19 protein-coding genes are annotated in these 20,955 nt (G+C 73.3%); 14 read left to right on the forward strand and 5 right to left on the reverse strand.

Features of this window, described 5'->3' with window-relative positions; translation table 11 throughout:
- Nucleotides 1–24: 24 nt before the first annotated feature.
- Nucleotides 25–1,668, reverse strand: a complete 1,644-nt coding sequence (paaN, locus tag H7827_RS14245; RefSeq protein ID WP_432745520.1) for a phenylacetic acid degradation protein PaaN — start codon at nucleotides 1,666–1,668, stop codon at nucleotides 25–27.
- 124 nt (nucleotides 1,669–1,792) lie between these two features.
- On the opposite strand from paaN, the gene H7827_RS14250 reads away from it, so the two are divergent.
- Together H7827_RS14250 and H7827_RS14255 are read left to right on the forward strand one after the other, a co-directional pair.
- Nucleotides 1,793–2,395, forward strand: coding sequence for a TetR family transcriptional regulator (locus tag H7827_RS14250; protein WP_432745522.1), 603 nt, complete (start codon nucleotides 1,793–1,795; stop codon nucleotides 2,393–2,395).
- A 135-nt stretch (nucleotides 2,396–2,530) separates the two neighbouring features.
- Complete coding sequence (locus H7827_RS14255; protein WP_432745524.1) at nucleotides 2,531–3,889, forward strand: nitric oxide synthase oxygenase; 1,359 nt, start codon at nucleotides 2,531–2,533, stop codon at nucleotides 3,887–3,889.
- Between the two features lie 30 nt (nucleotides 3,890–3,919).
- On the opposite strand, the gene H7827_RS14260 is transcribed toward H7827_RS14255, so the two are convergent.
- Nucleotides 3,920–4,564, reverse strand: a complete 645-nt coding sequence (locus H7827_RS14260) for a dihydrofolate reductase family protein (RefSeq protein ID WP_432745526.1) — start codon at nucleotides 4,562–4,564, stop codon at nucleotides 3,920–3,922.
- 86 nt (nucleotides 4,565–4,650) lie between these two features.
- A complete protein-coding gene (locus H7827_RS14265; RefSeq protein ID WP_030732838.1) occupies nucleotides 4,651–5,169 on the reverse strand; it encodes an Lrp/AsnC family transcriptional regulator in 519 nt (172 codons plus the stop codon).
- Nucleotides 5,170–5,326: 157 nt separating this feature from the next.
- Between H7827_RS14265 and pdhA the strand changes: the two genes are divergently transcribed.
- The 3 genes from pdhA to H7827_RS14280 are packed head-to-tail and all read left to right on the forward strand — an operon-like array spanning nucleotide 5,327 to nucleotide 8,921.
- On the forward strand, nucleotides 5,327–6,490 hold the full coding sequence (gene pdhA, locus H7827_RS14270; RefSeq protein ID WP_432745528.1) for a pyruvate dehydrogenase (acetyl-transferring) E1 component subunit alpha: 1,164 nt from the start codon (nucleotides 5,327–5,329) through the stop codon (nucleotides 6,488–6,490).
- Nucleotides 6,487–7,485 carry an alpha-ketoacid dehydrogenase subunit beta gene (locus H7827_RS14275; RefSeq protein WP_432745530.1) on the forward strand — a complete coding sequence of 333 codons (999 nt, stop codon included), beginning with the start codon at nucleotides 6,487–6,489 and terminating at the stop codon, nucleotides 7,483–7,485. The genes pdhA and H7827_RS14275 overlap by 4 nt, the downstream gene beginning before the upstream one ends.
- A 5-nt stretch (nucleotides 7,486–7,490) precedes the next feature.
- Nucleotides 7,491–8,921, forward strand: coding sequence for a dihydrolipoamide acetyltransferase family protein (locus H7827_RS14280; protein WP_432745532.1), 1,431 nt, complete (start codon nucleotides 7,491–7,493; stop codon nucleotides 8,919–8,921).
- Nucleotides 8,922–9,143: 222 nt separating this feature from the next.
- On the opposite strand, the gene H7827_RS14285 is transcribed toward H7827_RS14280, so the two are convergent.
- Complete coding sequence (locus H7827_RS14285; protein WP_200365885.1) at nucleotides 9,144–9,446, reverse strand: hypothetical protein; 303 nt, start codon at nucleotides 9,444–9,446, stop codon at nucleotides 9,144–9,146.
- 182 nt (nucleotides 9,447–9,628) lie between these two features.
- Here H7827_RS14285 and H7827_RS14290 point away from each other — a divergent pair, with 182 nt between their 5' ends.
- From H7827_RS14290 to H7827_RS14330, 9 genes are all read left to right on the forward strand, one after another.
- On the forward strand, nucleotides 9,629–10,630 hold the full coding sequence (locus H7827_RS14290; protein WP_432745534.1) for an NTP transferase domain-containing protein: 1,002 nt from the start codon (nucleotides 9,629–9,631) through the stop codon (nucleotides 10,628–10,630).
- Nucleotides 10,627–11,973, forward strand: coding sequence for a molybdopterin molybdotransferase MoeA (locus H7827_RS14295; protein ID WP_432745536.1), 1,347 nt, complete (start codon nucleotides 10,627–10,629; stop codon nucleotides 11,971–11,973). Before H7827_RS14290 ends, H7827_RS14295 begins: the two co-directional genes overlap by 4 nt.
- Nucleotides 11,970–13,121 carry a potassium channel family protein gene (locus H7827_RS14300; RefSeq protein ID WP_432745538.1) on the forward strand — a complete coding sequence of 384 codons (1,152 nt, stop codon included), beginning with the start codon at nucleotides 11,970–11,972 and terminating at the stop codon, nucleotides 13,119–13,121. Before H7827_RS14295 ends, H7827_RS14300 begins: the two co-directional genes overlap by 4 nt.
- Before the next feature lie 118 nt (nucleotides 13,122–13,239).
- A complete protein-coding gene (locus H7827_RS14305) occupies nucleotides 13,240–14,208 on the forward strand; it encodes an NAD(P)H-quinone oxidoreductase (RefSeq protein ID WP_432745540.1) in 969 nt (322 codons plus the stop codon).
- 86 nt (nucleotides 14,209–14,294) lie between these two features.
- Complete coding sequence (locus tag H7827_RS14310) at nucleotides 14,295–14,555, forward strand: hypothetical protein (RefSeq protein WP_432745542.1); 261 nt, start codon at nucleotides 14,295–14,297, stop codon at nucleotides 14,553–14,555.
- 61 nt (nucleotides 14,556–14,616) lie between these two features.
- Nucleotides 14,617–15,276 carry a PadR family transcriptional regulator gene (locus tag H7827_RS14315; RefSeq protein ID WP_432745544.1) on the forward strand — a complete coding sequence of 220 codons (660 nt, stop codon included), beginning with the start codon at nucleotides 14,617–14,619 and terminating at the stop codon, nucleotides 15,274–15,276.
- On the forward strand, nucleotides 15,273–16,025 hold the full coding sequence (locus H7827_RS14320) for an ABC transporter ATP-binding protein (protein ID WP_432745546.1): 753 nt from the start codon (nucleotides 15,273–15,275) through the stop codon (nucleotides 16,023–16,025). The genes H7827_RS14315 and H7827_RS14320 overlap by 4 nt, the downstream gene beginning before the upstream one ends.
- Complete coding sequence (locus tag H7827_RS14325; protein WP_432745548.1) at nucleotides 16,022–18,844, forward strand: ABC transporter permease; 2,823 nt, start codon at nucleotides 16,022–16,024, stop codon at nucleotides 18,842–18,844. Before H7827_RS14320 ends, H7827_RS14325 begins: the two co-directional genes overlap by 4 nt.
- A gap of 21 nt (nucleotides 18,845–18,865) precedes the next feature.
- Nucleotides 18,866–19,444, forward strand: coding sequence for a bacterial proteasome activator family protein (locus H7827_RS14330; protein WP_200365895.1), 579 nt, complete (start codon nucleotides 18,866–18,868; stop codon nucleotides 19,442–19,444).
- Between the two features lie 87 nt (nucleotides 19,445–19,531).
- Here H7827_RS14330 and H7827_RS14335 read toward each other — a convergent pair whose 3' ends face one another.
- Nucleotides 19,532–20,947: a dihydrolipoamide acetyltransferase family protein gene (locus H7827_RS14335; protein ID WP_432745550.1), complete on the reverse strand. Its 1,416-nt coding sequence runs from the start codon at nucleotides 20,945–20,947 to the stop codon at nucleotides 19,532–19,534.
- Nucleotides 20,948–20,955 lie beyond the last annotated feature (8 nt).

Consider the following 20,955-nt stretch of genomic DNA (forward strand, 5'->3'; position numbering starts at 1 on the left):
ACCCCGGATTATCCAGACCCCGGATCAGCCGGGCCGGCGCACCTGCACCGTACGGAACCTGGGGGTGACGAAGGCGGCGTCCACCAGGGCGGCGTTGGCGGCCGGGTTGCCGCCGGAGCCGTGCAGGTCGGCGAAGGCCGCGGTCTGGTTGACGAAGACGTCGCCGGTGAGGTTGAGGGAGAGCTGCGCGCGTTCGTCGAGGCAGACGCCGACCAGTGCGCGTTCGACGTCGGGGGAGGTGGTGTAGCCGGAGACGGTCATGGCGCCGTGGGTGCGGATGGTGCGGCGCAGGACGGCGAGGGATTCGGTGGTGGAGGCGGTGGCGACGGCGAAGGCGATGGGGCCGAAGCACTCGGCCTCCACCGGTTCGGTGCGCTTGACCAGCAGCGGGGTGCGGATGGTCGCCTCGGGGTGTTCGGGGTGTTTGACGGTGCGGGAGGGCAGGGCGACCTCGCCGAGCGAGGCGGCGCTCTCCAGCCGGTCCAGGACGCCCTGGTTGACGATGGCGCCGAGCAGTCCCGCGGCGCGGGTGTCGTCCCCCAGCAGCCGGTCCACGGCGGCGGCCAGGTCGGCGACGACCTCGTCGTAGGTGCGGTGTCCGTCGTTCTCGGTGGTGATGCCGGCGGCCGGGATCAGCAGGTTCTGCGGGGTGGTGCACATCTGGCCGCTGTAGAGGGAGAGCGAGAAGGCGAGGTTGGCGAGCAGGCCGCGGTAGTCGTCGGTGGAGTCGATGACGACGGTGTTCACGCCCGCCTTCTCGGTGAACACGCGTGCCTGGACGGCGTTCTCCTCCAGCCAGTCGCCGAACGCGGTGGAGCCGGTGTAGTCGATGAGCGCCACCTCGGGGCGCAGCGCGAGCGTCTTGGCGCTGCCCTCGCCGTCCCGTTCGGCCGCGAGCGCCACGAGGTTGGGGTCGAAGCCGGCCTCGGCGAGCGTCTCGCGGGCGATCCGTACGGTGAGCGCGAGTGGCAGGACGGCGCGCGGATGCGGCTTGACGAGCACCGGGTTGCCGGTGGCGAGGGAGGCGAAGAAGCCGGGGAGGCCGTTCCAGGTGGGGAAGGTGTTGCAGCCGATGAGGAGGGAGATGCCCACGGGTACGGGGGTGAAGTCGTTGGTGAGCCGCAGCGTGCCGCGCCGCCCCTGGTCCTTGGCCCACGGCGCGCGCTCCGGCGTACGGGTCTGTTCCTGGTAGGCGTGCGCGATCGCTTCGAGCCCCCGGTCCTGGGCGTGCGGGCCGCCGGCCTGGAGGGCCATGACGTACGCCTGTCCGGTGGTGTGCATGACGGCCTGGGCGAACTCGGGGGTGCGGGCGCTGATCCGGTCGAGGATCTCCAGGCAGGTCAGCGCGCGCTGTTCGGGTCCGGCGTCGCGCCAGGCGGGTACGGCGTCGAGCATCGCGGGCAGCAGGACGTCGGGGTCGGGGTGCGGGTAGCTGATGCCGAGCGGGAAGCCGTACGGGGAGACCTCGGCGCCCACCCAGTCGTCGGTGCCGGGCTGGCCGGGGGCTTCGAAGCGGCCGCGTTCGCGCAGCGCGGCGAAGGCGGCGGCGCCTGCCGTCCCGTCGCCGTACGCCTTGGGGTGTTCGGGGTACGGGGACCAGTGGGAACGGGTCCGGATAGTCTCAAGTGCCGTGTCCAGCGTGGCGCGATGGCGCTGCGAAGATGTCATGGCCGGGACCAACTCCTCGTCGGCGGCAGTCAGGGTCGAGTGCGTCGGACATGCACGATACTGCTACCGAACGATCGGTCGGGCAAGACCGCGGAAGCGTGAAGAGGAAGAGGGAGAGCGCCCAGTGAGCGCGAGAGCCACGTACACGCCGGAGACCTTGCTGGAGGTCGCGGTCGCGGTGTTCAACGAGCGCGGCTACGACGGCACCTCGATGGAACACCTCTCGCAGGCCGCCGGGATCTCCAAATCCTCCATCTACCACCATGTGCGCAGCAAGGAAGAGCTGCTGCGGCGCGCCGTCAGCCACGCGCTGGACGGGCTCGCCGCCGTGCTGGAGGAGCCCGGCGCCCGGCAGGGCCGGGCCATCGACCGCCTGGAGTACGTGACGCGCCGCACCACCGCCGTCCTGATGCGCCGGCTGCCGTACGTGACGCTGCTGCTGCGGGTGCGCGGGAACACGGACACCGAGCGCTGGGCGCTGGCGCGGCGGCGGGAGTTCGACCAGCGGGTGGCGGCGCTGCTGCGGCAGGCGGCGGCGGAGGGGGATCTGCGGCCCGAAGTGGACGTACGGCTGGCCGCGCGGCTGCTGTTCGGGATGATCAACTCGGTGGCCGAGTGGTACCGGCCGCCGTCCGAGGAGGACCCGGACGCACTGGGCGTGGTGGACGAGGCCGTGGTGGACGCCGTGGTGAGCACCGCTTTCGCGGGGCTGCGGCTGCACCGCTGAACCCGCGCGCCCACCTGCCGCGGGCAAAGCGGTCCGGCATGTGCCACACATCAACTACTGTTATCGGCCAACCACTTTATTGACGGGGGCGTTGTCCGAGCCGCGCGCGCCAAGCACGCTTACCCCGGGGAGCCCATGAACAACGACCGTCTCATCGGACGCGCGCCCACCGCGCACCACCCGGACCAGGCGCCGGGGCGAGCGCCGGGACAGGCGCCGGCGCAGGCCACGGGACCGGCCACGGGACCGGCCAAGGCACCCGCGCAGCCGCCGGCGACGCCGCCACGGGTGCACGGACCGGCACCCACCCGGGCCCAGGCCCCGGCACCGGCGCCCGCACGGGAACCGGCGCAGGACACGAGCCCGCCGGCCGAGGCCGACTGGGACGAGGCGCAGGACTTCATCCGCCTCTTCTACTCCGAACACCCCGACCAGCCGCTCCCCCTCACCCTGCGGCTGCACCAGGTGCGCGAACACATCGAGCACACCGGCTCGTACCGGCACACCACCGACGAGCTGACCTTCGGCGCCCGGGTCGCCTGGCGCAACTCCAGCCGCTGCATCGGCCGCCTGTACTGGAAGAGCCTGCGCGTCCTGGACCGGCGCACCGCGCAGACCCCCGAGGAGATCCACACCCACCTGTGCGACCACCTGCGGGTGGCCACCAACGAGGGCCGCATCCGCCCGGTCATATCGATCTTCGCGCCCGAGACCCCGTACCGCGAGGCTCCCCGGGTCTGGAACAGCCAGCTGATCCGGTACGCCGGCTACCGCCGCCCCGACGGCACCGTCATCGGCGACCCGGCGCACGTCGAGTTCACCGAGAAGGTGCGCCAGCTCGGCTGGCAGGCGCCCGGCGGCTGGTTCGACGTCCTGCCGCTGGTCATCCAGGTCCCCGGCGACAAGCCCCAGCTGTTCGACGTGCCGCGCGAGCTGGTGCTGGAGGTGCCGATCGAGCACCCCGCCTACCCGCAGATCACCCGCATGGGACTGCGCTGGCACGCGGTCCCCGCGATCTCCCACATGCGGCTGTCGATCGGCGGCGTCAACTACCCGATGGCGCCCTTCAACGGCTGGTACCTGGGCACCGAGATCGGCGCCCGCAACCTCGTGGACGCCGACCGCTACAACCTCCTGCCGGTCATCGCCCGGCTCCTCAACCTGGACACCAGCAGCGAGACCACGCTGTGGCGCGACCGTGCCCTGGTCGAACTCAACATCGCCGTCCTGCACTCCTTCGCGGCCGCCGGCGTCAAGGTCTCCGACCACCACACCGAGTCCCAGCGCTTCCTCACCCACCTGGCGCGGGAGGAGGAACAGGGCCGCATCGTCCCCGCCGACTGGAGCTGGATCGTCCCCCCGATCTCCGGCGGCATCACCCCCGTCTTCCACCGCTACTACGACGAGGCGGAAATGCTCCCGAACTTCTACCTGGACGACGACGCCAGGGCCCGCAGCGAAGGCAAGTGCCCCGTCCAGCACCACGCGTACTGACCCGGTGGCCGGCGCCCCGGTGATCGCGGCCTACGCGTCGGCGGCGAAGGAGCCGTAGGACGGCTTGCCGGCCGGGCGGTACGTCTGGATGGTGACGCCGTGGGGCGTCACCGCGGAGCTGACCAGCGTCAGTGCCGCGGGTTCCGAGCCCTCGGGGAACAGGCGCTTCCCGGTACCCAGCACCACCGGGAAGATCAGCAGCCGGTACTCGTCGATCAGCCCGGCCCCGTGCAGGGTCCGCGCCAAATCGCCGCTGCCGTGGATCTGGAGCTCCCCGCCCGGCCGCTGGGGCTCGCGCTGCTTCAGGGCCGCCACCTCCGCCACCACGTCGGAGCCGAGCTGCGCCGAGTTACGCCACTCCAGGCGCAGCTCGGGGGTCCGGGAGGCCACGTACTTGGGCAGGCTGTTGAGCTGCCGCGCCACCGGCGGCTCCGCCGGGTCGGGAACGTTGGGCCAGTACGAGGCGAAGATGTCGTAGGTGCGCCGCCCCAGCAGGTAGCCCTCGCCCGCCCGGAACCAGCCCGCGATCGCCTCGCCGAACTGCTCGTCCGCGTACGGGAACGTCCATCCGCCGTGCGGGAAGCCGCCGCTGGTGTCCTCGTCGGGGCCCCCGGGGGCCTGCAGGACGCCGTCGAGGCTGAGGAAGGTGTGCAGGGTGACCGGGGTGCCCATCATGCTCTCCTGGGTGCGCAACGGATGCGGGGTGGCGGGACGCCGAGATCTCGTTCTCTCACAGGGCGGACCCGGCACCGGGCGCAAACTCACCGGCGTTCGGGCGGTGTCTTCTCCACCTGCCGCACCGGGCGGCGTTCGGGCAGCAGATCCGTTTCTTCGAACACCAGCAGCGTGCGGGTGCTGATCACCTCCGGAATGGCCTGGATGCGGGTCAGCACCAGCTCCCGCAACTCCCGGTTGTCCCGCGTGTGCACCAGCAGCAGCACATCGAAGTCCCCGCTGACCAGCGCGATGTGCGCGGCGCCCGGCAACCGCTCCAGGCGGGCCCGTACCGTGCGCCAGCTGTCCTGGACGATCTTCAGCGTGATGTACGCCGCCGCCCCCTGCCCGGCCCGCTCCTGGTCGACGCGGGCCGTGAAGCCCCGGATCACCCCGTTCTCAAGCATCCGGTTGATGCGGGCGTACGCGTTCGCCCGGGAGATGTGCACCCGCTGGGCGACCTCACGGACCGAGGCCCGCCCGTCCGCCCGCAGGTGCAGCAGGATCGCGCTGTCAATGGCGTCGAGGGGTCTGGCGGGGTTCGAAGTCATCTGGTCCTCCGGCATATGGAGCGGCCTCCCCTTTCTGGACGTACTGCACCCATAGCACGCCAATCGGGGCCAGCAGTCCACAGCGCCCGACCGGCTCTGGCCAACCTGCCTCATCAACCGAACAATCGGTAGGGAGATGGAGCAGGAGACGCGAGAGGGGAGGCGCGGACCCATGACCGTGCTGCACGAACCACCAACGTCGTCACCCACCGGACCGACCGCCACCGAACCGGCCGCCACCACGGAACCCCCGCCCCCCTGGCGGCGCGGCCCCCGCACCGACCCGGCGCCGCTGCTCCCGGAGACCGAGCCGTACCACGTCCTCGGCACCCCCCGCGAACAGCCCGACGCCGACCCCGGGCTGTGGCGCGAACTCCACCGCCAACTCGTCCTGGGCCGCCGCTACAACCAGCAGGCCACCGCCCTCACCCGGCAGGGCAGGCTCGCCGTCTACCCCTCCTCCACCGGCCAGGAGGCGTGCCAGATCGCCGCCGCGCTGGTTCTGGCCGAACAGGACTGGCTGTTCCCCAGCTACCGCGACACCCTCGCCACCGTCGCCCGCGGCCTGGACCCGGTCGCCGCGCTCGGCCTGCTGCGCGGCGACTGGCACACCGGCTACCGGCCGCACGCTCACCGCATCGCCCCGCTGGCCACCCCGCTGGCCACCCAACTGCCGCACGCGGTCGGCCTCGCCCACGCCGCCCGCCTCAAGGGCGACGACGTGGTCGCCCTGGCGCTGGTGGGCGACGGCGGCACCTCCGAAGGCGACTTCCACGAGGCGCTGAACTTCGCCGCCGTCTGGCAGGCACCGGTGGTGTTCCTGGTCCAGAACAACGGCTTCGCCATCTCCGTACCCCTCGCCCGGCAGACCGCCGCCCCGACCATCGCCCACAAGGCCGTCGGCTACGGCATGCCGGGGCGGCTGGTGGACGGCAACGACGCACCCGCCGTGTACGAGGTGCTGGCCGAGGCCGTGGGGCGGGCCCGCGCCGGCGGCGGGCCGACCCTGGTCGAGGCGCTGACCTACCGGCTGGAGGCGCACACCAACGCCGACGACGCCACCCGCTACCGGGAGGACGCGGAGGTCGCCGCCTGGCGCGAGCACGATCCGCTGCCGCTGCTCACCGACGCGCTGCGCCGGCACGGGCTGCTGAGCGAGGAACACGAACAGGCCGCCCGGGACGCCGCCGAGGAGATGGCGGCCGGGATGCGCGAGCGCCTGAACGCCGAACCGGTGCTGAACCCCGACGAGCTCTTCGCCCACGTCTACGCGCGGCCGACCACCCAGCTCACCGAACAGGCGGCGCGGCTGCGGCAGGAGGCGAGGACCCGATGACGATCACCGAAGCCCGCTCGGCCACCCTGGCGGAGGCGCTGCGCCGCGCGCTGCGCGACGCGCTCGCCGAGGACCCCTCGGTGCACCTGCTGGGCGAGGACATCGGCACGCTGGGCGGGGTCTTCCGCGTCACGGACGGCCTGGCGACGGAGTTCGGGGCGCAGCGGTGCGCCGATACGCCGCTGGCCGAGGCCGGCATCCTGGGCACCGCCACCGGCATGGCGATGTACGGGCTGCGGCCGGTGGTCGAGATGCAGTTCGACGCGTTCGCCTATCCGGCGTTCGAGCAACTGGTCTCGCACGTCGCCCGGATGCGCAACCGGACGCGCGGCGCGATGCCGATGCCGCTGACGATCCGCATCCCGTACGGCGGCGGCATCGGCGGCGTGGAACACCACAGCGACTCCTCCGAGGCGTACTACATGGCCACCCCTGGGCTGCACGTGGTCACGCCGGCCACGGTCGCGGACGCGTACGGGCTGCTGCGGCAGGCCATCGCCTCCGACGATCCGGTGGTGTTCCTGGAGCCGAAGCGGATGTACTGGTCCAAGGACGCGGTCGATCTGGACGCACCGCCGCAGGTGCCGCCGCTGGGGCGGGCCGTGGTGCGCCGCCCCGGTACCTCGGCCACCCTCATCACCTACGGCCCCTCGCTGCCGCTGTGCCTGGCGGCGGCGGAAGAGGGCCGCGCCCGGGGCTGGGACCTGGGCGTGGTCGACCTGCGCACCCTGGTCCCGTTCGACGACGCGACGGTGTGCGCGGAGGTACGGCGTACGGGGCGGGCGGTCGTGGTGCACGAGGCGACCGGTTTCGCGGGGCCGGGCGCCGAGATCGCGGCCCGGATCACGGAACGGTGCTTCCATCACCTGGCCGCGCCGGTGCTGCGGGTCACCGGCCACGACATCCCTTACCCGCCGCCGCTGCTGGAACGGCACCATCTGCCGGACACCGCCCGGATCCTGGACGCGGTGGCCCGCCTCCAGTGGGAGGAGTGAACGCCATGACCGAGACTTTTCTCCTCCCGGACCTGGGCGAGGGCCTCACGGGGGCCGAGATCGTGCGCTGGCTGGTGGAGGTCGGTGAGGCGGTGACGGTCGACCAGCCGGTGGTGGAGGTCGAGACCGCCAAGGCGATGGTCGAGGTCCCCTGCCCCTACGCGGGCGTGGTCACCGAGCGGTTCGGCGCGGTCGGCGAGGAAATCCCGGTCGGCTCCCCCCTGGTCAGCGTCGCCCACCCGGCGACCGCCCCCGGCCGGGGTCCGACGCCGGGCACCGGCACGGACCCGGCCGACGGCGACACCCCCGCGGCCCACAGCACCGGCATCGCCCCGAACGGCACCGCACCGCACGGTGTCACGGCCACCGGCGCCACGGCCACCACCGACGGTACGAACGGCCCGAACGGCGCGAGCGGTACGAACGGCCACGGGACGCCCACCGCCCCGCCGAACGGCGAACCGTCCGGCGGCGGTTCCGGTCAGGTCCTGGTGGGCTACGGCACCGGCACCACCACCTCCCCCGGGTCCCCTCCCCCGCCCCCTCCCTCCGCCTCCTCGTCCCCCGCCCGGTCGGCGGTCGCGGTGATCTCGCCGCTGGTGCGCAAGCTCGCCCGTGACCACGGCATCGACCTGCGGACCGTGCAGGGCTCCGGGCCCGACGGCCTGATCCTGCGGGCCGACGTCATGGCACGCACCGCACCGCCCACACCCACACCGCCCCCGCCCGCATCGGCGTCCCCGCGCGGCCAGGACCCGGCCGGGACGGCGCTGCGGACTCCGCTGCGCGGCATCGCGGCTGCCGCCGCCGCCAAGCTCAGCCGCAGCAGAACCGAGATCCCCGACGCCACCTGCTGGGTGGACGCCGACGCCACGGAACTGCTCGCCGCCCGACGTGCCACCGAACTCCCGCTGCTCGCCCTCCTCTCCCGGATCTGCGTCGCGGCCCTCGCCCGCTATCCGCAGCTCAACGCCACCTTCGACGCCGCCACCAACGAGATCGTCACCCTTCCCGCCGTCCACCTCGGCTTCGCCGCCCAGACCGACCGCGGTCTGCTGGTCCCCGTCCTGCGCGACGCCCACACGCGCACCACCCGTGAACTGGGCGCCGAACTCGCCCGCCTCACCGAGACCGCCCGCGCCGGCACCCTGTCCCCCGCCGAACTCACCGGCTCGACCTTCACCCTCAACAACTACGGGGTGTTCGGCGTCGACGGCTCGACCCCGATCCTCAACCATCCCGAGGCGGCCATGCTCGGCGTCGGCAGGATCGTTCCCAAGCCATGGGCCCACGAAGGTGAGCTGGCCCTGCGACATGTCGTCCAGCTGTCGTTCACCTTCGACCACCGCGTCTGCGACGGCGCGGTAGCCGGAGGCTTCCTGCGCCACGTGGCCGACCGGGTGGAATCCCCCCTCTCCCTTCTCGCCGATCTCTGAAGCCGCCCCCATCGGACCTTCGCCGGGCCGCGCCCCCGGCTCTGGGGGCAGCTCCCGGCCGAAGGCCGACTCGACCTTGAGGCCGCGCGGCACCTGCCATGCGCCGCGCCGCCGGATCCGCCCCCCGCCGGGGCGATCGTGGCGGTCATCCCGGCAACGTACTGCCGCACCGACGACCCGGACCCGCACCCGGCCGGCCCGCCGGCCACCACCGGCCGTCCCTCAGTCGACCCATACGGACCTGCCGATCGAGGCGGAAAAGTCGCCGGACGTGCCACCGGGCGCGATGACTTCGGCGATCGCCCCCGTGCAGTCCCGGTTCTGGTAGACGAGGGCGTACTCGTTGGTGAAGTTGTAGACCTTGAGCGGCAGCTCGGGGACGTTGACGCAGCCGCTCGGATTGGTCACGAACCAGTGCTGGCCGCGCAACTCCCCGTGCGCCGCGGACGCCGGGGCGGCGAGACCCACCCCCGACCCGACGGCGATCGCCAGCAGACCGGCCACGGCGGCGAGACGAGACCCCATCACACTCAACTCCTCGGAAGAACATCGCCGGGGTGGCGGACCCGCCCCGCGTCGATCGTTCGCTACTCAGCGTAGTTGCGCATCATCACTGCGTCATCACTCCGGAGAGTGAAAGGGCCCCGTTCGCGAGATGGCCGAGCGGGCCACCCTCTGGCTGCCACGCCTCGTCTACAGTGCGGAACGTGACGGCCGACCATCCCGCGTTCGACGCGATCGTGCTCGCCGGCGGCGCCGCACGCCGCCTCGGCGGCGTGGACAAAGCGGCGGTGACGGTCGGCGGCCGGCCACTGCTCGAACGTGTGCTCGACGCCTGCCGCGACGCGGGCCGCACCATCGTCGTGGGCCCGGCCCGCCCCACCCGGCGCCCCGTCCACTGGGTACGCGAGGACCCGCCCGGCGGCGGCCCGCTCGCCGCGCTCGCCGCCGGAGCCGCCCACGCCACCGCCCCCCTGGTCACCGTCCTCGCCACCGACCTGCCCTTCCTCACCCCCGACACCCCGCGCACGCTCATCGGCGCCCTCCCCCCGGCCGCGGACGGCGTGCTGTTCCAGGACTCCGAGGGCCGCGACCAGCCCCTGACCGCCGTCTACCGCACCGCCGCCCTGCGCGCCGCGCTGGGGGCGCTGCCCGCGACCCGGCACGCCCCCCTGCGTACGCTGCTCCCGGCCCTCGACCTGCACCGGCTGGCCGGGGCCAGCACCACGTTCGACTGCGACACCTGGGCGGAGATCGCCACCGCCCGGGACCGGATCAAGGAGCATGGGACCGTGCTGGACGAATGGATCGCCGCCGCCGCCACCGAACTCGACATCGAACCGGGCGAACACCGCACCGTGCTGCTCGACGCGGCCCGCGACGTCGCTCACGCGGTCGCCCGCCCGGCCGCGCCACTGACCACCTTCCTCATCGGGTACGCCGCCGCCAAGCACGGCATCACCCCCGCCGAGGCCGCCCGCCGGGTCACCGCGCTCGCCGCCCGCTGGGAGGCCGAGAAGGACTCCGGAAAGGACTCCGGCGAGGACTCCGGGAAGACGCCCGGCGGGGAAGCCGTGCGCCAACGCCGCGACCAGGACGAGCAGGGCCGCGGCGAGGAGGGCCAGGAGGGGAAGGTCCAGGGGGGGAAGGAGGCGTCCGCCGGGACGTCATCAGGGGGTCCGGACGGCAAGGAAGGGCACCCCGCATGACCGACGAGTTCGACGACGCCCTCGCGCTCGCCAACGGCCACCGCCCGCATGAGCGCCACCCCCACCGCACCCAGGAGCACCCCACCACCCCCGCCGCCCCCGTCATCCCCGACCCACCACGCGCCCCCGACGAGCGCCCCGTGCCCCCGCACACCTGGGAGTCGGCCCGCACCGTCGCGTACCGCAGCGCGGTCCCGCTCACCCCCCGTCGGCTCCCCCTGGACCGCGCCCTCGGCCACACCCTGGCCGCCCCGCTGACCGCCCTCACCGACCTGCCCGCCTTCGACACCGCCGCCATGGACGGCTGGGCGGTCAACGGCCCGGGCCCCTGGGAACTCGCCGGCGGCCCCGGTCTGCTGGCCGGCGCCCCCGGACACCCCACCCGGCTCGGCGACGGCCAGGCGCTGCGCATCGCCACCGGTGCCCGCGTCCCCGAGGGCACCACCGCCGTCGTCCGCGCCGAACACGCCACCGCCCGCGGCGGCCGGCTGCAGGGCCGCCTCCCCCGCCTGGGCGCCGACATCCGCCCCCGCGCCCAGGAGTGCCGCTCCGGCGCCGAACTCCTGCCCTCCGGAACCCGCCTCACCCCCGCCGCCCTCGGCCTGGCGGCGGCCGCCGGCTACGACGAACTCGCCGTGCACCCCCTCCCGCGCGCCGAAGTGCTCGTCCTGGGCGACGAACTCCTGCACCACGGCCTGCCGCACGACGGCCGCATCCGCGACGCGCTCGGCCCGATGACCGGCCCCTGGCTGGCCGCCCTCGGCGCCGAGGTCCTGGTCACCCGCCGCCTCGGCGACGACGCCGACGCGCTGCGCGAGGCCATCGAGACCAGCCGCGCCGACCTCATCGTCACCACCGGCGGTACGGCCGCGGGCCCCGTCGACCATCTGCGGTCCACCCTGCGCGCCCTGGACGCCACCACCCTCATCAGCGGCGTCACCGTCCGCCCCGGCCACCCCATGCTGCTCGCCGAACTGCCCGAGCACGGCACGCCCGTCGTCGGCCTGCCCGGCAACCCGCTCGCCGCCGTCGCCGGGCTGCTCACCCTGGCCGCGCCGCTGCTGCACGCGCTCTCGGGCCGGATGCCGCCGGTCACCCGCACCGCCACCGCGGGCGAGGCGTTCGGCGGCCACCGCACCGACACCCACCTGGTGCCCGTACGCTGCCCGGCCGGTGACGGCGGCAGCGGCGAGGGCGGAGGCGCGGGCGTCGCGGTGCCGCTGAACTACGCGGGCCCGGCCATGCTCCGCGGCATCGCCGCCGCGTCCGCCCTCGCGGTCGTCCCACCGGGCGGGGTCGCCCCCCACGACCCGGTCCAGCTTCTGGAGCTCCCGCCGGCATGAGACTGCCGAGGCTCGCCGCCTTCCCCACCGTCGCGCCCCAGCGCGGCGACGTCGACGACCAGTCGCACGGCGTCCATCTGCCGCGCTCGGTCGGCGGGCCGCTGCTCCAGGTGGTGCGGCGGCTGTTCATGGCGACGGCGGTGATGGCCGCGGCCGTGATCATCGTCTACTTCGACCGGCACGGGTACCGGGACAACATCACCGGGGAGCCGGTCGGCTTCCTGGACTCCCTCTACTACGTCACCGTCTCGCTCTCCACCACCGGCTACGGCGACATCGTGCCGGTCAGCGACAAGGCGCGGCTGCTGACGACGTTCCTCATCACACCCCTGCGCATACTGTTTCTGATCATCCTGGTCGGGACGACACTGGAGGTCCTGACCGAGCGCACCCGCGAGCAGTGGCGGCTGGCCCACTGGAGGAAGATCTTGCGCGACCACACCGTCATCGTCGGCTTCGGCACCAAGGGCCGCAGCGCCGCCGAGACCCTCATGAGCACCGGGCTGACCCAGGACCAGATCGTGGTCGTCGACCCCAGCAAGGGCGTGGTGGCCGCCGCCAACGCCGCCGGCTACGCGGGCGTGGTCGGCGACGCGACCCGCAGCGACGTGCTGGTACGGGCGCGGGCGGACCGGGCCCGGCAGATCGTGATCTCCACCCAGCGCGACGACACCGCCGTGCTGGTCGCGCTGACCGCGCGGCAGCTCAGCAAAACGGTCAAGATCGTGGCCTCGGTCCGCGAGGAGGAGAACGTGCCGCTGCTCAAGCAGTCCGGCGCGGACTCGGTGATCACCAGTGCCAGCGCGGTGGGCCGGCTGCTCGGCCTGTCGATGATCAGCCCGAGCAGCGGCGCGGTGATGGAGGACCTGATCCAGCAGGGCAAGGGGCTGTCGCTGCGGGAGCGGCCGGTCACCAAGGCGGAGGCGGGCCGTTCGCCGCGCGAGGTCGAGGACCTGGTCGTCTCGGTCATACGGGGCCACCGCCTGCTGCCCTTCGACCACCCGGACGCGGCCACCCTGGAGCTGACGGACCGGCTGGTGGTCATCCACCGCATCCGCGAGGCGGACGAGACGCTGCCCGTGCCGCCCGACGGGGAGCGGGGCACGCCCCGCAAGGGCCCGGGCTCCTGGCGCATCCCGCGCCGCTGACGCCCGCCACGACGCCCGCACCCGCACCCGCACCCGTCGTCCCCGGGTGACGGTGCCGGTCCCGGAAACGGCTGGGGCGTCCCCGGCCGGGGCGGGCGATCGACGATAGCGTCGGGGCATGCGAGCGATCACGATCACGAAGCCGGGCGGGCCCGAGGCGCTGGTGTGGAACGAGGTGGCGGAGCCGGCGGCTCCCGGCGAGGGGGAGGTGCTCGTCGAGGTGGCCGCCGCCGGCGTCAACCGGGCGGACCTGCTGCAGCGGCAGGGGTTCTACGACCCGCCGCCCGGGGCCTCGCCGTATCCGGGCCTGGAGTGTTCGGGCACCGTGGCGGCGGTCGGGGCCGGGGTACGCGGCTGGTCGGTGGGGCAGCGGGTGTGCGCGCTGCTGGCCGGCGGCGGGTACGCGGAGCGGGTGGTGGTGCCGGCCGGGCAGTTGCTGCCGGTGCCGGCGGGGGTGTCCCTGGTGGAGGCGGCGGCGCTGCCCGAGGTGGTGTGCACGGTGTGGTCGAACGTGTTCATGGGGGAGGGCGGGCTGCGGGCCGGCCAGACGCTGCTGGTGCACGGCGGGGGCAGCGGGATCGGGACGATGGCGATCCAGTTGGCGGTGGCCCGCGGTGCGCGGGTCGCGGTGACCGCGGGCAGTGCGCGGAAGCTGGCGGTGTGCCGGGAGTTGGGGGCCGAGGTGCTGGTCAACTACCGGGAGGAGGACTTCGCTCAGGTGCTGGCGGACTCCTGCGATCTCGTGCTGGACATCGTCGGGGCGCAGTATCTGGACCGCAATCTGCGGGCGCTGGCGACGGGGGGCCGGATCGCGGTGATCGGGCTCCAGGGGGGCCGCAAGGGCGAGTTGAACCTGGGGGCGCTGCTCGCCAAGCGCGGCACCGTCACCGCCACCTCGCTGCGGGCCCGCCCGGCGGCCGGGAAGGCGGAGATCGTGGCGGCGGTGCGCGAGGGGGCGTGGCCGCTGATCGAGGAGGGGCGGGTGCGTCCCGTGGTGGACCGTGAGCTGCCGATGAGTGAGGCGGGCGAGGCGCACCGGATCGTGGAACGCAGCGACCACACAGGGAAGATCATCCTGACACCCTGAGATTTTCCCCGTGTTCAGGATGCCCGTTTCCTTCGCATATGTGACGCTGGTTACATCATCGGACGGTCTACGGAGGATCGAGCGCCGTGAGGGTGTGGGTGTGGACGGAAGTCATCATGATCGCGGCGGCGCTCGCCACCCTTCTCGTGCTGGCGGTCCCGGCCGCCCACGCGGACGGGGCCGCCGACCACAGCGTCGGCCAGCAGCGCGGTGAGCCGGCCCCGTACCGCGAGGCGGACCCGGTGGTACGGGGCGGCGAGGTGCTGCCCGTCCTGCCGCTCGGGGCCGGACTGGCCTGCCTGGGCGCGGGCCTTGGCGTCCTGGCACTGCGACTGCGGCGTATCTGACGTGTAACAAGACGCCCGCCGGTTTGCCAAGGGGGGAACATACTCGGTATACATACGCGGTATGTCCATCCGCTACGGCCTGCTGGCCCTCCTCGACCACGGCCCGAAGTACGGTTCCCAGCTGCGCGCCGAATTCGAGTCCCGCACCGGCGCCACCTGGCCGCTCAACATCGGCCAGGTCTACACGACCCTCGGCCGCCTCGAACGTGACACGCTCATCGAGCCCGCCGGTGAACGCGACGGCAAGCAGCAGCGCTACCGCATCACCGAGTCCGGACGCCGCGAGCTCGCCGAATGGTACCGGCAGCCCGTCGACCGCACCCACCCCTCCCGCGACGAACTCGCCATCAAGCTCGCCATGGCCGTGGGCACCGAGGGCGTCGACGTGGCCGGCATCATCCAGGCCCAGCGCCGCCACACCCTCAAGGCCATGCAGGACTACACCCGCCTCAAGGCCCAGGCGCTCGCCGACGGCGGCCCCGAGTCCGGCGAGGAGATCGCCTGGCTGCTGGTCCTGGAACAACTCATCTTCTCCGCCGAGGCCGAGGCGCGCTGGCTGGACCACTGCGAGTCCCGACTGCTGCGCCTCGCGGCCCGGCGCCCCGCGAGGCCGCTGACCGGGACCGAGCCCGATGACAACGGCGCCGACGAACACGTCCACCACGCACAGCACACCGATCACCGCGATCACCACCACATCACCGGGGGAAGCACCGCATGACCAGCCCGAACACCACCGCCAACGGCAACACGCCCGTCCTGGAGCTGCGCGCCCTCAGCCGCGTGCACGGCACCGGCGTCACCACCGTCCGGGCACTGGACAACATCGACCTCACCGTCCGGGCCGGTGAATTCGTCGCCGTCATGGGCCCCTCCGGCTCCGGCAAGTCCACCCTGCTCACCCTGGCCGGCGGTCTGGACACCGCCTCCAGCGGCCAGGTCCTCATCGAGGGCACCGACCTCGGCGCCCTCACCAAGAGCCAGCTCGCCAAGATCCGGCGCACCAGCATCGGCTACGTCTTCCAGGACTACAACCTCATCCCGGCCCTCACCGCGGCCGAGAACATCGCGCTCCCCCGCGAACTCGACGGCATATCCGCCCGCGCCGCCCGCAAGGAAGCCCTCGCCGCGCTGGAGGAGATCAACCTCGTCGACGTCGCCGACCGCTTCCCCGACGAGATGTCCGGCGGCCAGCGCCAGCGCGTCGCCATCGCCCGCGCCCTCGTCGGCGACCGCCGCCTGGTCCTGTCCGACGAGCCCACCGGCGCCCTCGACTCCGAGACCGGCGAGGCCGTGCTCGCCCTGCTGCGCAAGCGCTGCGACCAGGGCGCGGCCGGGGTCATGGTCACCCACGAGTCCCGGTACGCCGCCTGGGCCGACCGCGTCGTCTTCCTGCGCGACGGCTCCATGGTCGACCAGACCGTCTCCCCGTCCGCCGAGTCGCTGCTCACCGGCGAGGTGGCGCAGTGAATCGCACGCTCAACCGCTGGCGGCTCGGACTGCGCATCGCCCGCCGCGACGCGCTGCGCGCCAAGGGCCGCAGCGCCCTGGTCGTGGCCATGATCGCGCTGCCCATCCTGGGCGTGGCCGGCGCCGACCTGGCCGTGCGCACCAACCAGCTCTCCACCGAGGAGAGCCTGGCCCGCCAGATCGGCACCGCCGACGCCGAGTACCAGGTGTACGAGGCCGGCACCCCGATCATGCAGCACCCGACCAACGACGACCTGTGGTCCTCCTCCTGGGAGGAGGACGACAACGCCCGCGGCGAGGAGCCCGAGGCCGGGGCCGAAGCCGCGGACTTCCGCATCGAGGACCACCTCCCGGACGGCGCCACCGTGCTGCGCGAGCGCACCGGGTACGCGGACGTCACCACCGACTACGGCGTCATGTGGGCCGACATCCAGGAGACGGACCCCGCCGACCCGCTCAGCCGCGGCAAGTACACCCTGCTCAGCGGCGAGTGGCCGGCCGGCCCCGGTGAGGTGGCCGCCACCGAGCAGTTCCTGAGGGACAGCGGGCTGCGGGTCGGGGAGGACGTCGAACTCCCCGAGATCGACCGGACCGTCCGCATCACCGGCTCCTACGAGCTGCCCAACGACCTGAAGTCCACCGAGCTGCTGGCGCTCAACGACACGCTGCTGCCGCTGCTGCCCCGCGAGGACGGCGGGGACGACGCCCGCTACCTGGTCGCCGTGGACGGGGGCGTCAGCTGGGACACGGTCATGGAGGCCAACACCCACGGGCTGAAGGTCCTCTCCCGCCAGGTGCACCTGAACCCGCCGGCGGACAGCGAGATCCCGCTGGTCCAGCGCGCCGACTACCACCGCTGGAGCTCCGGCGGGGAGGCCGAGCTCTACGCCGTGCTCGGCGTCGCCATCGCCCTGGTCGTCCTGGAGATCTGCCTGCTGGCAGGCCCCGCCTTCGCGGTCGGCGCCCGCCGCTCCCGCCGCCAGCTCGGCCTGGTGGGCTCCAACGGGGGCGACCAGGCCCAGCTGCGCGCCATCATGCTCTCCAGCGGTGTCGTGCTCGGCGCCGTGGCGGCCGTGGCCGGCATCATCCTGGGCATCCTCGCCGTCTTCCTCGCCAGGCCCTTCCTGGAGAGCATGAACGGCGCCCGGTTCGGCGCCTGGGACTTCCGCTGGGCGGAACTGCTCGGCGTCGCGGCCTTCGCCGTCTTCATCGGCACGCTGGCCGCCCTCATCCCCGCCATCAACGCCTCCCGCTCCTCCGTCCTGGAATCGCTCACCGGCACCAAGGGCGTGCGCCGCGGCAGCAGGGCGCTGCCCATCGCCGGAACCATCGCCCTCATCGGCGGCACCTCCCTCGCGCTGTTCGGCGGCCTGTCGATGAGCAGCATCGAGATGGTCGGTGTCGGCGCCGTCATCGCCGAACTCGGCCTGGTGGCACTCACCCCGCTGCTGGTCGGCGGCTTGGGCCGGCTCGCCCGCTTCCTCCCGCTGTCCGGGCGCCTGGCCATGCGCGACGCCGCCCGCAACCGGGGCCGTACGGCGCCCGCCGTCGCCGCCGTGCTCGCCGCCACCGCCGGTGCGGTCGCGGTGGCCACCATCATCGCCAGCGGCGAGGCGGACCAGCGCGCCGGATACATCCCCGACCTGCCGGACGGCACCGTCGCCCTCACCGTGTGGAACGCCGGCGAGGACCAGCTGGACCCGCTGCGCGCCGCCGCCGACAAGACACTGCCCGTCACCGATCGCGCCGACCTGTCCTCGGCCGTGCCCGCGCTGCCCGCCTGCGGGTCCGGTGCCCGCGACGAGTGGGGCAACAACCTCTCCGACTGCTACATCGAGGTGGTCACCCCGCCCGAGAAGATCTGCCCGCTGTGGGAGGAGGACTCGGACCACACCGAGGAGGAGATGCGCGAACTCCGCCAGGACGAGCGGTGCATGTGGAACAGCGACGGCGGCTGGGGCCTGAGCAACCTCGGCTCGATCGCCGTGGGCGACGCCACCATCCTCAAGGTCCTGGGCATCGACCGCCCCGAATACCGGGAGACGCTGGAGAACGGCGGGGCCCTGGTCTTCGACACCAACCGCATCGAAGACGACGGCACCGTCACCCTCAACCTGTACGACAACTGGGACAGCGAGAAGCCCACCGACGTCGCGGTCCTGCCCGACAGCCGGCTCGTGGAGGGCAACGGCTACGGCGTCGACGCGCTGATCACCCCGGAGACCGCCGAGAAGGCGGGCCTGGCCACCACGTTCGCCGGCAGCTACTACGCCACCTCGCACGTGCCCACCAGCGCGGAGGAGCAGGCGTTCCGCGGTGAGATCGACGACCTGACGCTCGCCGCCACCGACTGGCGGATCGAGAACGGCTTCAAGGCCGACAACTCGGCGGCGATGCTGATCATCGCCCTCGCCGCCACCGTCATCGCGCTGGGCGCGGCGGGCATCGCCACCGGTCTGGCCCAGGCGGACTCCGAGGCGGACCTGGCCACCCTCGCGGCGGTCGGCGCGGCACCCCGCATCCGGCGTACCCTCTCCGGACTCCAGTGCGGACTGATCGCCGCGATGGGGGTGGTGCTGGGATGCCTGTCGGGGCTCGTCCCGGCGGTGGGCCTGGTACTGGCCAACTACCAGGACCGGCTCAGCTGGTGGAAGGAGGATCTCGCCGCCGGCTGGCAGGTGGGCGAGCGTCCCGAGCTGCACCTGGCGCTGCCGTGGGAGACCTTCGGCCAGCTCATCGTGGTCGTGCCGCTCATCGCGCTGGTCTTCGCCGCGCTGCTCACCCGCTCCCGGGTGACCCTCGCCCGACGCGCGGGGTGACCTTCATTGCATGATGGAGGTATGACTCAGCCGAGGAATGAACCCTCTCAGGAGAGCCAGAACCAGAACCCACAGGTCCTGGTCGTGGGGCCGGACGGCATGGCGCTCGCCGGTGCCGCCCCGCGCGAGGGCGAGGGCGGCGGCGACGAGCACTCCGAGGTTCCCGTGACGGAGATGGTGGAGCAGCCGGCGAAGGTCATGCGGATCGGCAGCATGATCAAGCAGCTGCTGGAAGAGGTCAAGGCGGCCCCGCTGGACGAGGCCAGCCGGTACCGGCTCAAGGAGATCCACTCCAGCTCCGTGAAGGAGCTGGAGGAGGGTCTCGCCCCGGAGCTGGTGCAGGAGCTGGAACGGCTCTCGCTGCCGTTCACGGACGACCGGCTGCCCACCGAGGCGGAGCTGCGGATCGCCCAGGCGCAGCTGGTCGGCTGGCTGGAGGGGCTCTTCCACGGCATCCAGACGGCGCTGTTCGCCCAGCAGATGGCGGCCCGCGCCCAGCTGGAGCAGATGCGCCGGGCGCTGCCGCCCGGGGCGCTGCCCGACGAGGGTGAGCACCCCGCCGATCCGCACGGCCCGGCACGCTCGGGTCCCTACCTCTGACGGGCGACACCCACGAGGAACGAGAAAGGCGCCGGCCCCTGGGGGCCGGCGCCTTTCCGCCGTTCCGGTGTGACCCGCCCGGGGCGGTCAGCCCCAGGTGAGCAGGCGCCTGGGGTGTTCCAGGACGCCCGCGATGTCGGCCAGCAGCCGCGAGCCGAGTTCGCCGTCGATCAGGCGGTGGTCGAAGGACAGCGCCAGGGTGGTGACCTGGCGGGGCTTGACCTTGCCCTTGTGCACCCAGGGCTGGGCCTTGATCGCGCCGACGGCGAGGATCGCGGATTCCCCGGGGTTGAGGATCGGGGTGCCGCTGTCGACGCCGAAGACCCCGACATTGGTGATGGTGACGGTGCCGCCCTGCATGTCTGCGGGGGTGGTCCGGCCCTCGCGCGCCGTGGAGACCAGTTCGCCGATCGCGGTGGCCAGCTCGGCGAGCGTCTTGCGGCCCGCGTCCTTGATGTTGGGCACGAGCAGCCCGCGCGGGGTCGCCGCCGCGATGCCCAGGTTGACGGCGTCCTTGTAGACGATCTCCTGGTTGGCCTCGTCCCAGGCGGCGTGCGCGTCGGGGTTGCGGCGCAGCGCGACCAGCAGCGCCCTGGCGATGATCAGCAGCGGGTTGACCCGTACGCCCGCCAGGTCCGGGTCCTCCTTGAGCCGGGCCACCAGCTTCATGGTGCGGGTGACATCGACCGTGATGAACTCGGTGACGTGCGGCGCGGTGAAGGCGCTGCCCACCATCGCCTGGGCGGTCGCCTTGCGCACGCCCCGGATCGGGACGCGGCGCTCGCCGGCGGCCGGGACGGGGGCCGCGGCCTCCGTCTCCCGCTCCGGCTCGGGTACGGCCCCGGTGCCGGCCGGCTGCGGCGCGGGCACGGCGGCGGCCTGGACGTCCTCGCGGGTGATCGTGCCCTCGGGGCCGGTCGGCCGGACCACCCGCAGGTCGATGCCCAGGTCCTTGGCGAGCTTGCGCACCGGCGGCTTGGCCAGCGGCTTGCCGCCGGCGGCGGGCACGGACGCGGGCGCGGGTGCCTGCTCGGGTGCGGCGGCCGGCTCCGGTACGGCGGCCGCCGGCGCCTTGCGCGGGCGGCGCTTGGTGGCGGCGGTGGAGACGCCGTAGCCGACGAGCACCGGCTGCCGGGCCGGCGGCTTCTCCGGCCCGGGCTCCTCCCCCGGCTGCTCGGGGGCGGGCGCGGGCTCGGCCGCCGCCGGTTCCGGCGCGGCGCCGGCCGGTGCCTCCGGCGGCTCACCGGGGGCGGTGTCCACCGTGATGATCGGCGAGCCCACATCGACGGTGTCGCCCTCCGCCCACAGCAGCTCGTGCACCGTCCCGTCGAAGGGGATGGGCAGTTCCACGGCGGCCTTGGCGGTCTCGACCTCCACGACCACCTGGCCGTCGCTCACCGTGTCACCGGGCTGAACGTGCCACCTGAGGATCTCGGCCTCGGTGAGGCCCTCTCCCACGTCGGGCATCTTGAATTCGCGGTAGCGCTGGGTCACAGCAGCCATCGTCACGA

It is taken from the genome of Streptomyces sp. JH002 (genome assembly GCF_050916115.1).
Classification (GTDB): Bacteria; Actinomycetota; Actinomycetes; order Streptomycetales; family Streptomycetaceae; genus Streptomyces; species Streptomyces xiamenensis.

Excerpts from the sequence above, each read along its gene's own strand:
- paaN (WP_432745520.1), bottom strand. The coding sequence starts at position 1,668 with ATGACATCTTCGCAGCGCCATCGCGCCACGCTGGACACGGCACTTGAG.
- H7827_RS14255 (WP_432745524.1), top strand. The coding sequence starts at position 2,531 with ATGAACAACGACCGTCTCATCGGACGCGCGCCCACCGCGCACCACCCG.
- H7827_RS14260 (WP_432745526.1), bottom strand. The coding sequence starts at position 4,564 with ATGATGGGCACCCCGGTCACCCTGCACACCTTCCTCAGCCTCGACGGC.
- H7827_RS14265 (WP_030732838.1), bottom strand. The coding sequence starts at position 5,169 with ATGCCGGAGGACCAGATGACTTCGAACCCCGCCAGACCCCTCGACGCC.
- pdhA (WP_432745528.1), top strand. The coding sequence starts at position 5,327 with ATGACCGTGCTGCACGAACCACCAACGTCGTCACCCACCGGACCGACC.
- H7827_RS14275 (WP_432745530.1), top strand. The coding sequence starts at position 6,487 with ATGACGATCACCGAAGCCCGCTCGGCCACCCTGGCGGAGGCGCTGCGC.
- H7827_RS14280 (WP_432745532.1), top strand. The coding sequence starts at position 7,491 with ATGACCGAGACTTTTCTCCTCCCGGACCTGGGCGAGGGCCTCACGGGG.
- H7827_RS14285 (WP_200365885.1), bottom strand. The coding sequence starts at position 9,446 with ATGGGGTCTCGTCTCGCCGCCGTGGCCGGTCTGCTGGCGATCGCCGTC.
- H7827_RS14295 (WP_432745536.1), top strand. The coding sequence starts at position 10,627 with ATGACCGACGAGTTCGACGACGCCCTCGCGCTCGCCAACGGCCACCGC.
- H7827_RS14300 (WP_432745538.1), top strand. The coding sequence starts at position 11,970 with ATGAGACTGCCGAGGCTCGCCGCCTTCCCCACCGTCGCGCCCCAGCGC.
- H7827_RS14305 (WP_432745540.1), top strand. The coding sequence starts at position 13,240 with ATGCGAGCGATCACGATCACGAAGCCGGGCGGGCCCGAGGCGCTGGTG.
- H7827_RS14315 (WP_432745544.1), top strand. The coding sequence starts at position 14,617 with ATGTCCATCCGCTACGGCCTGCTGGCCCTCCTCGACCACGGCCCGAAG.
- H7827_RS14320 (WP_432745546.1), top strand. The coding sequence starts at position 15,273 with ATGACCAGCCCGAACACCACCGCCAACGGCAACACGCCCGTCCTGGAG.
- H7827_RS14330 (WP_200365895.1), top strand. The coding sequence starts at position 18,866 with ATGACTCAGCCGAGGAATGAACCCTCTCAGGAGAGCCAGAACCAGAAC.
- H7827_RS14335 (WP_432745550.1), bottom strand. The coding sequence starts at position 20,947 with ATGGCTGCTGTGACCCAGCGCTACCGCGAATTCAAGATGCCCGACGTG.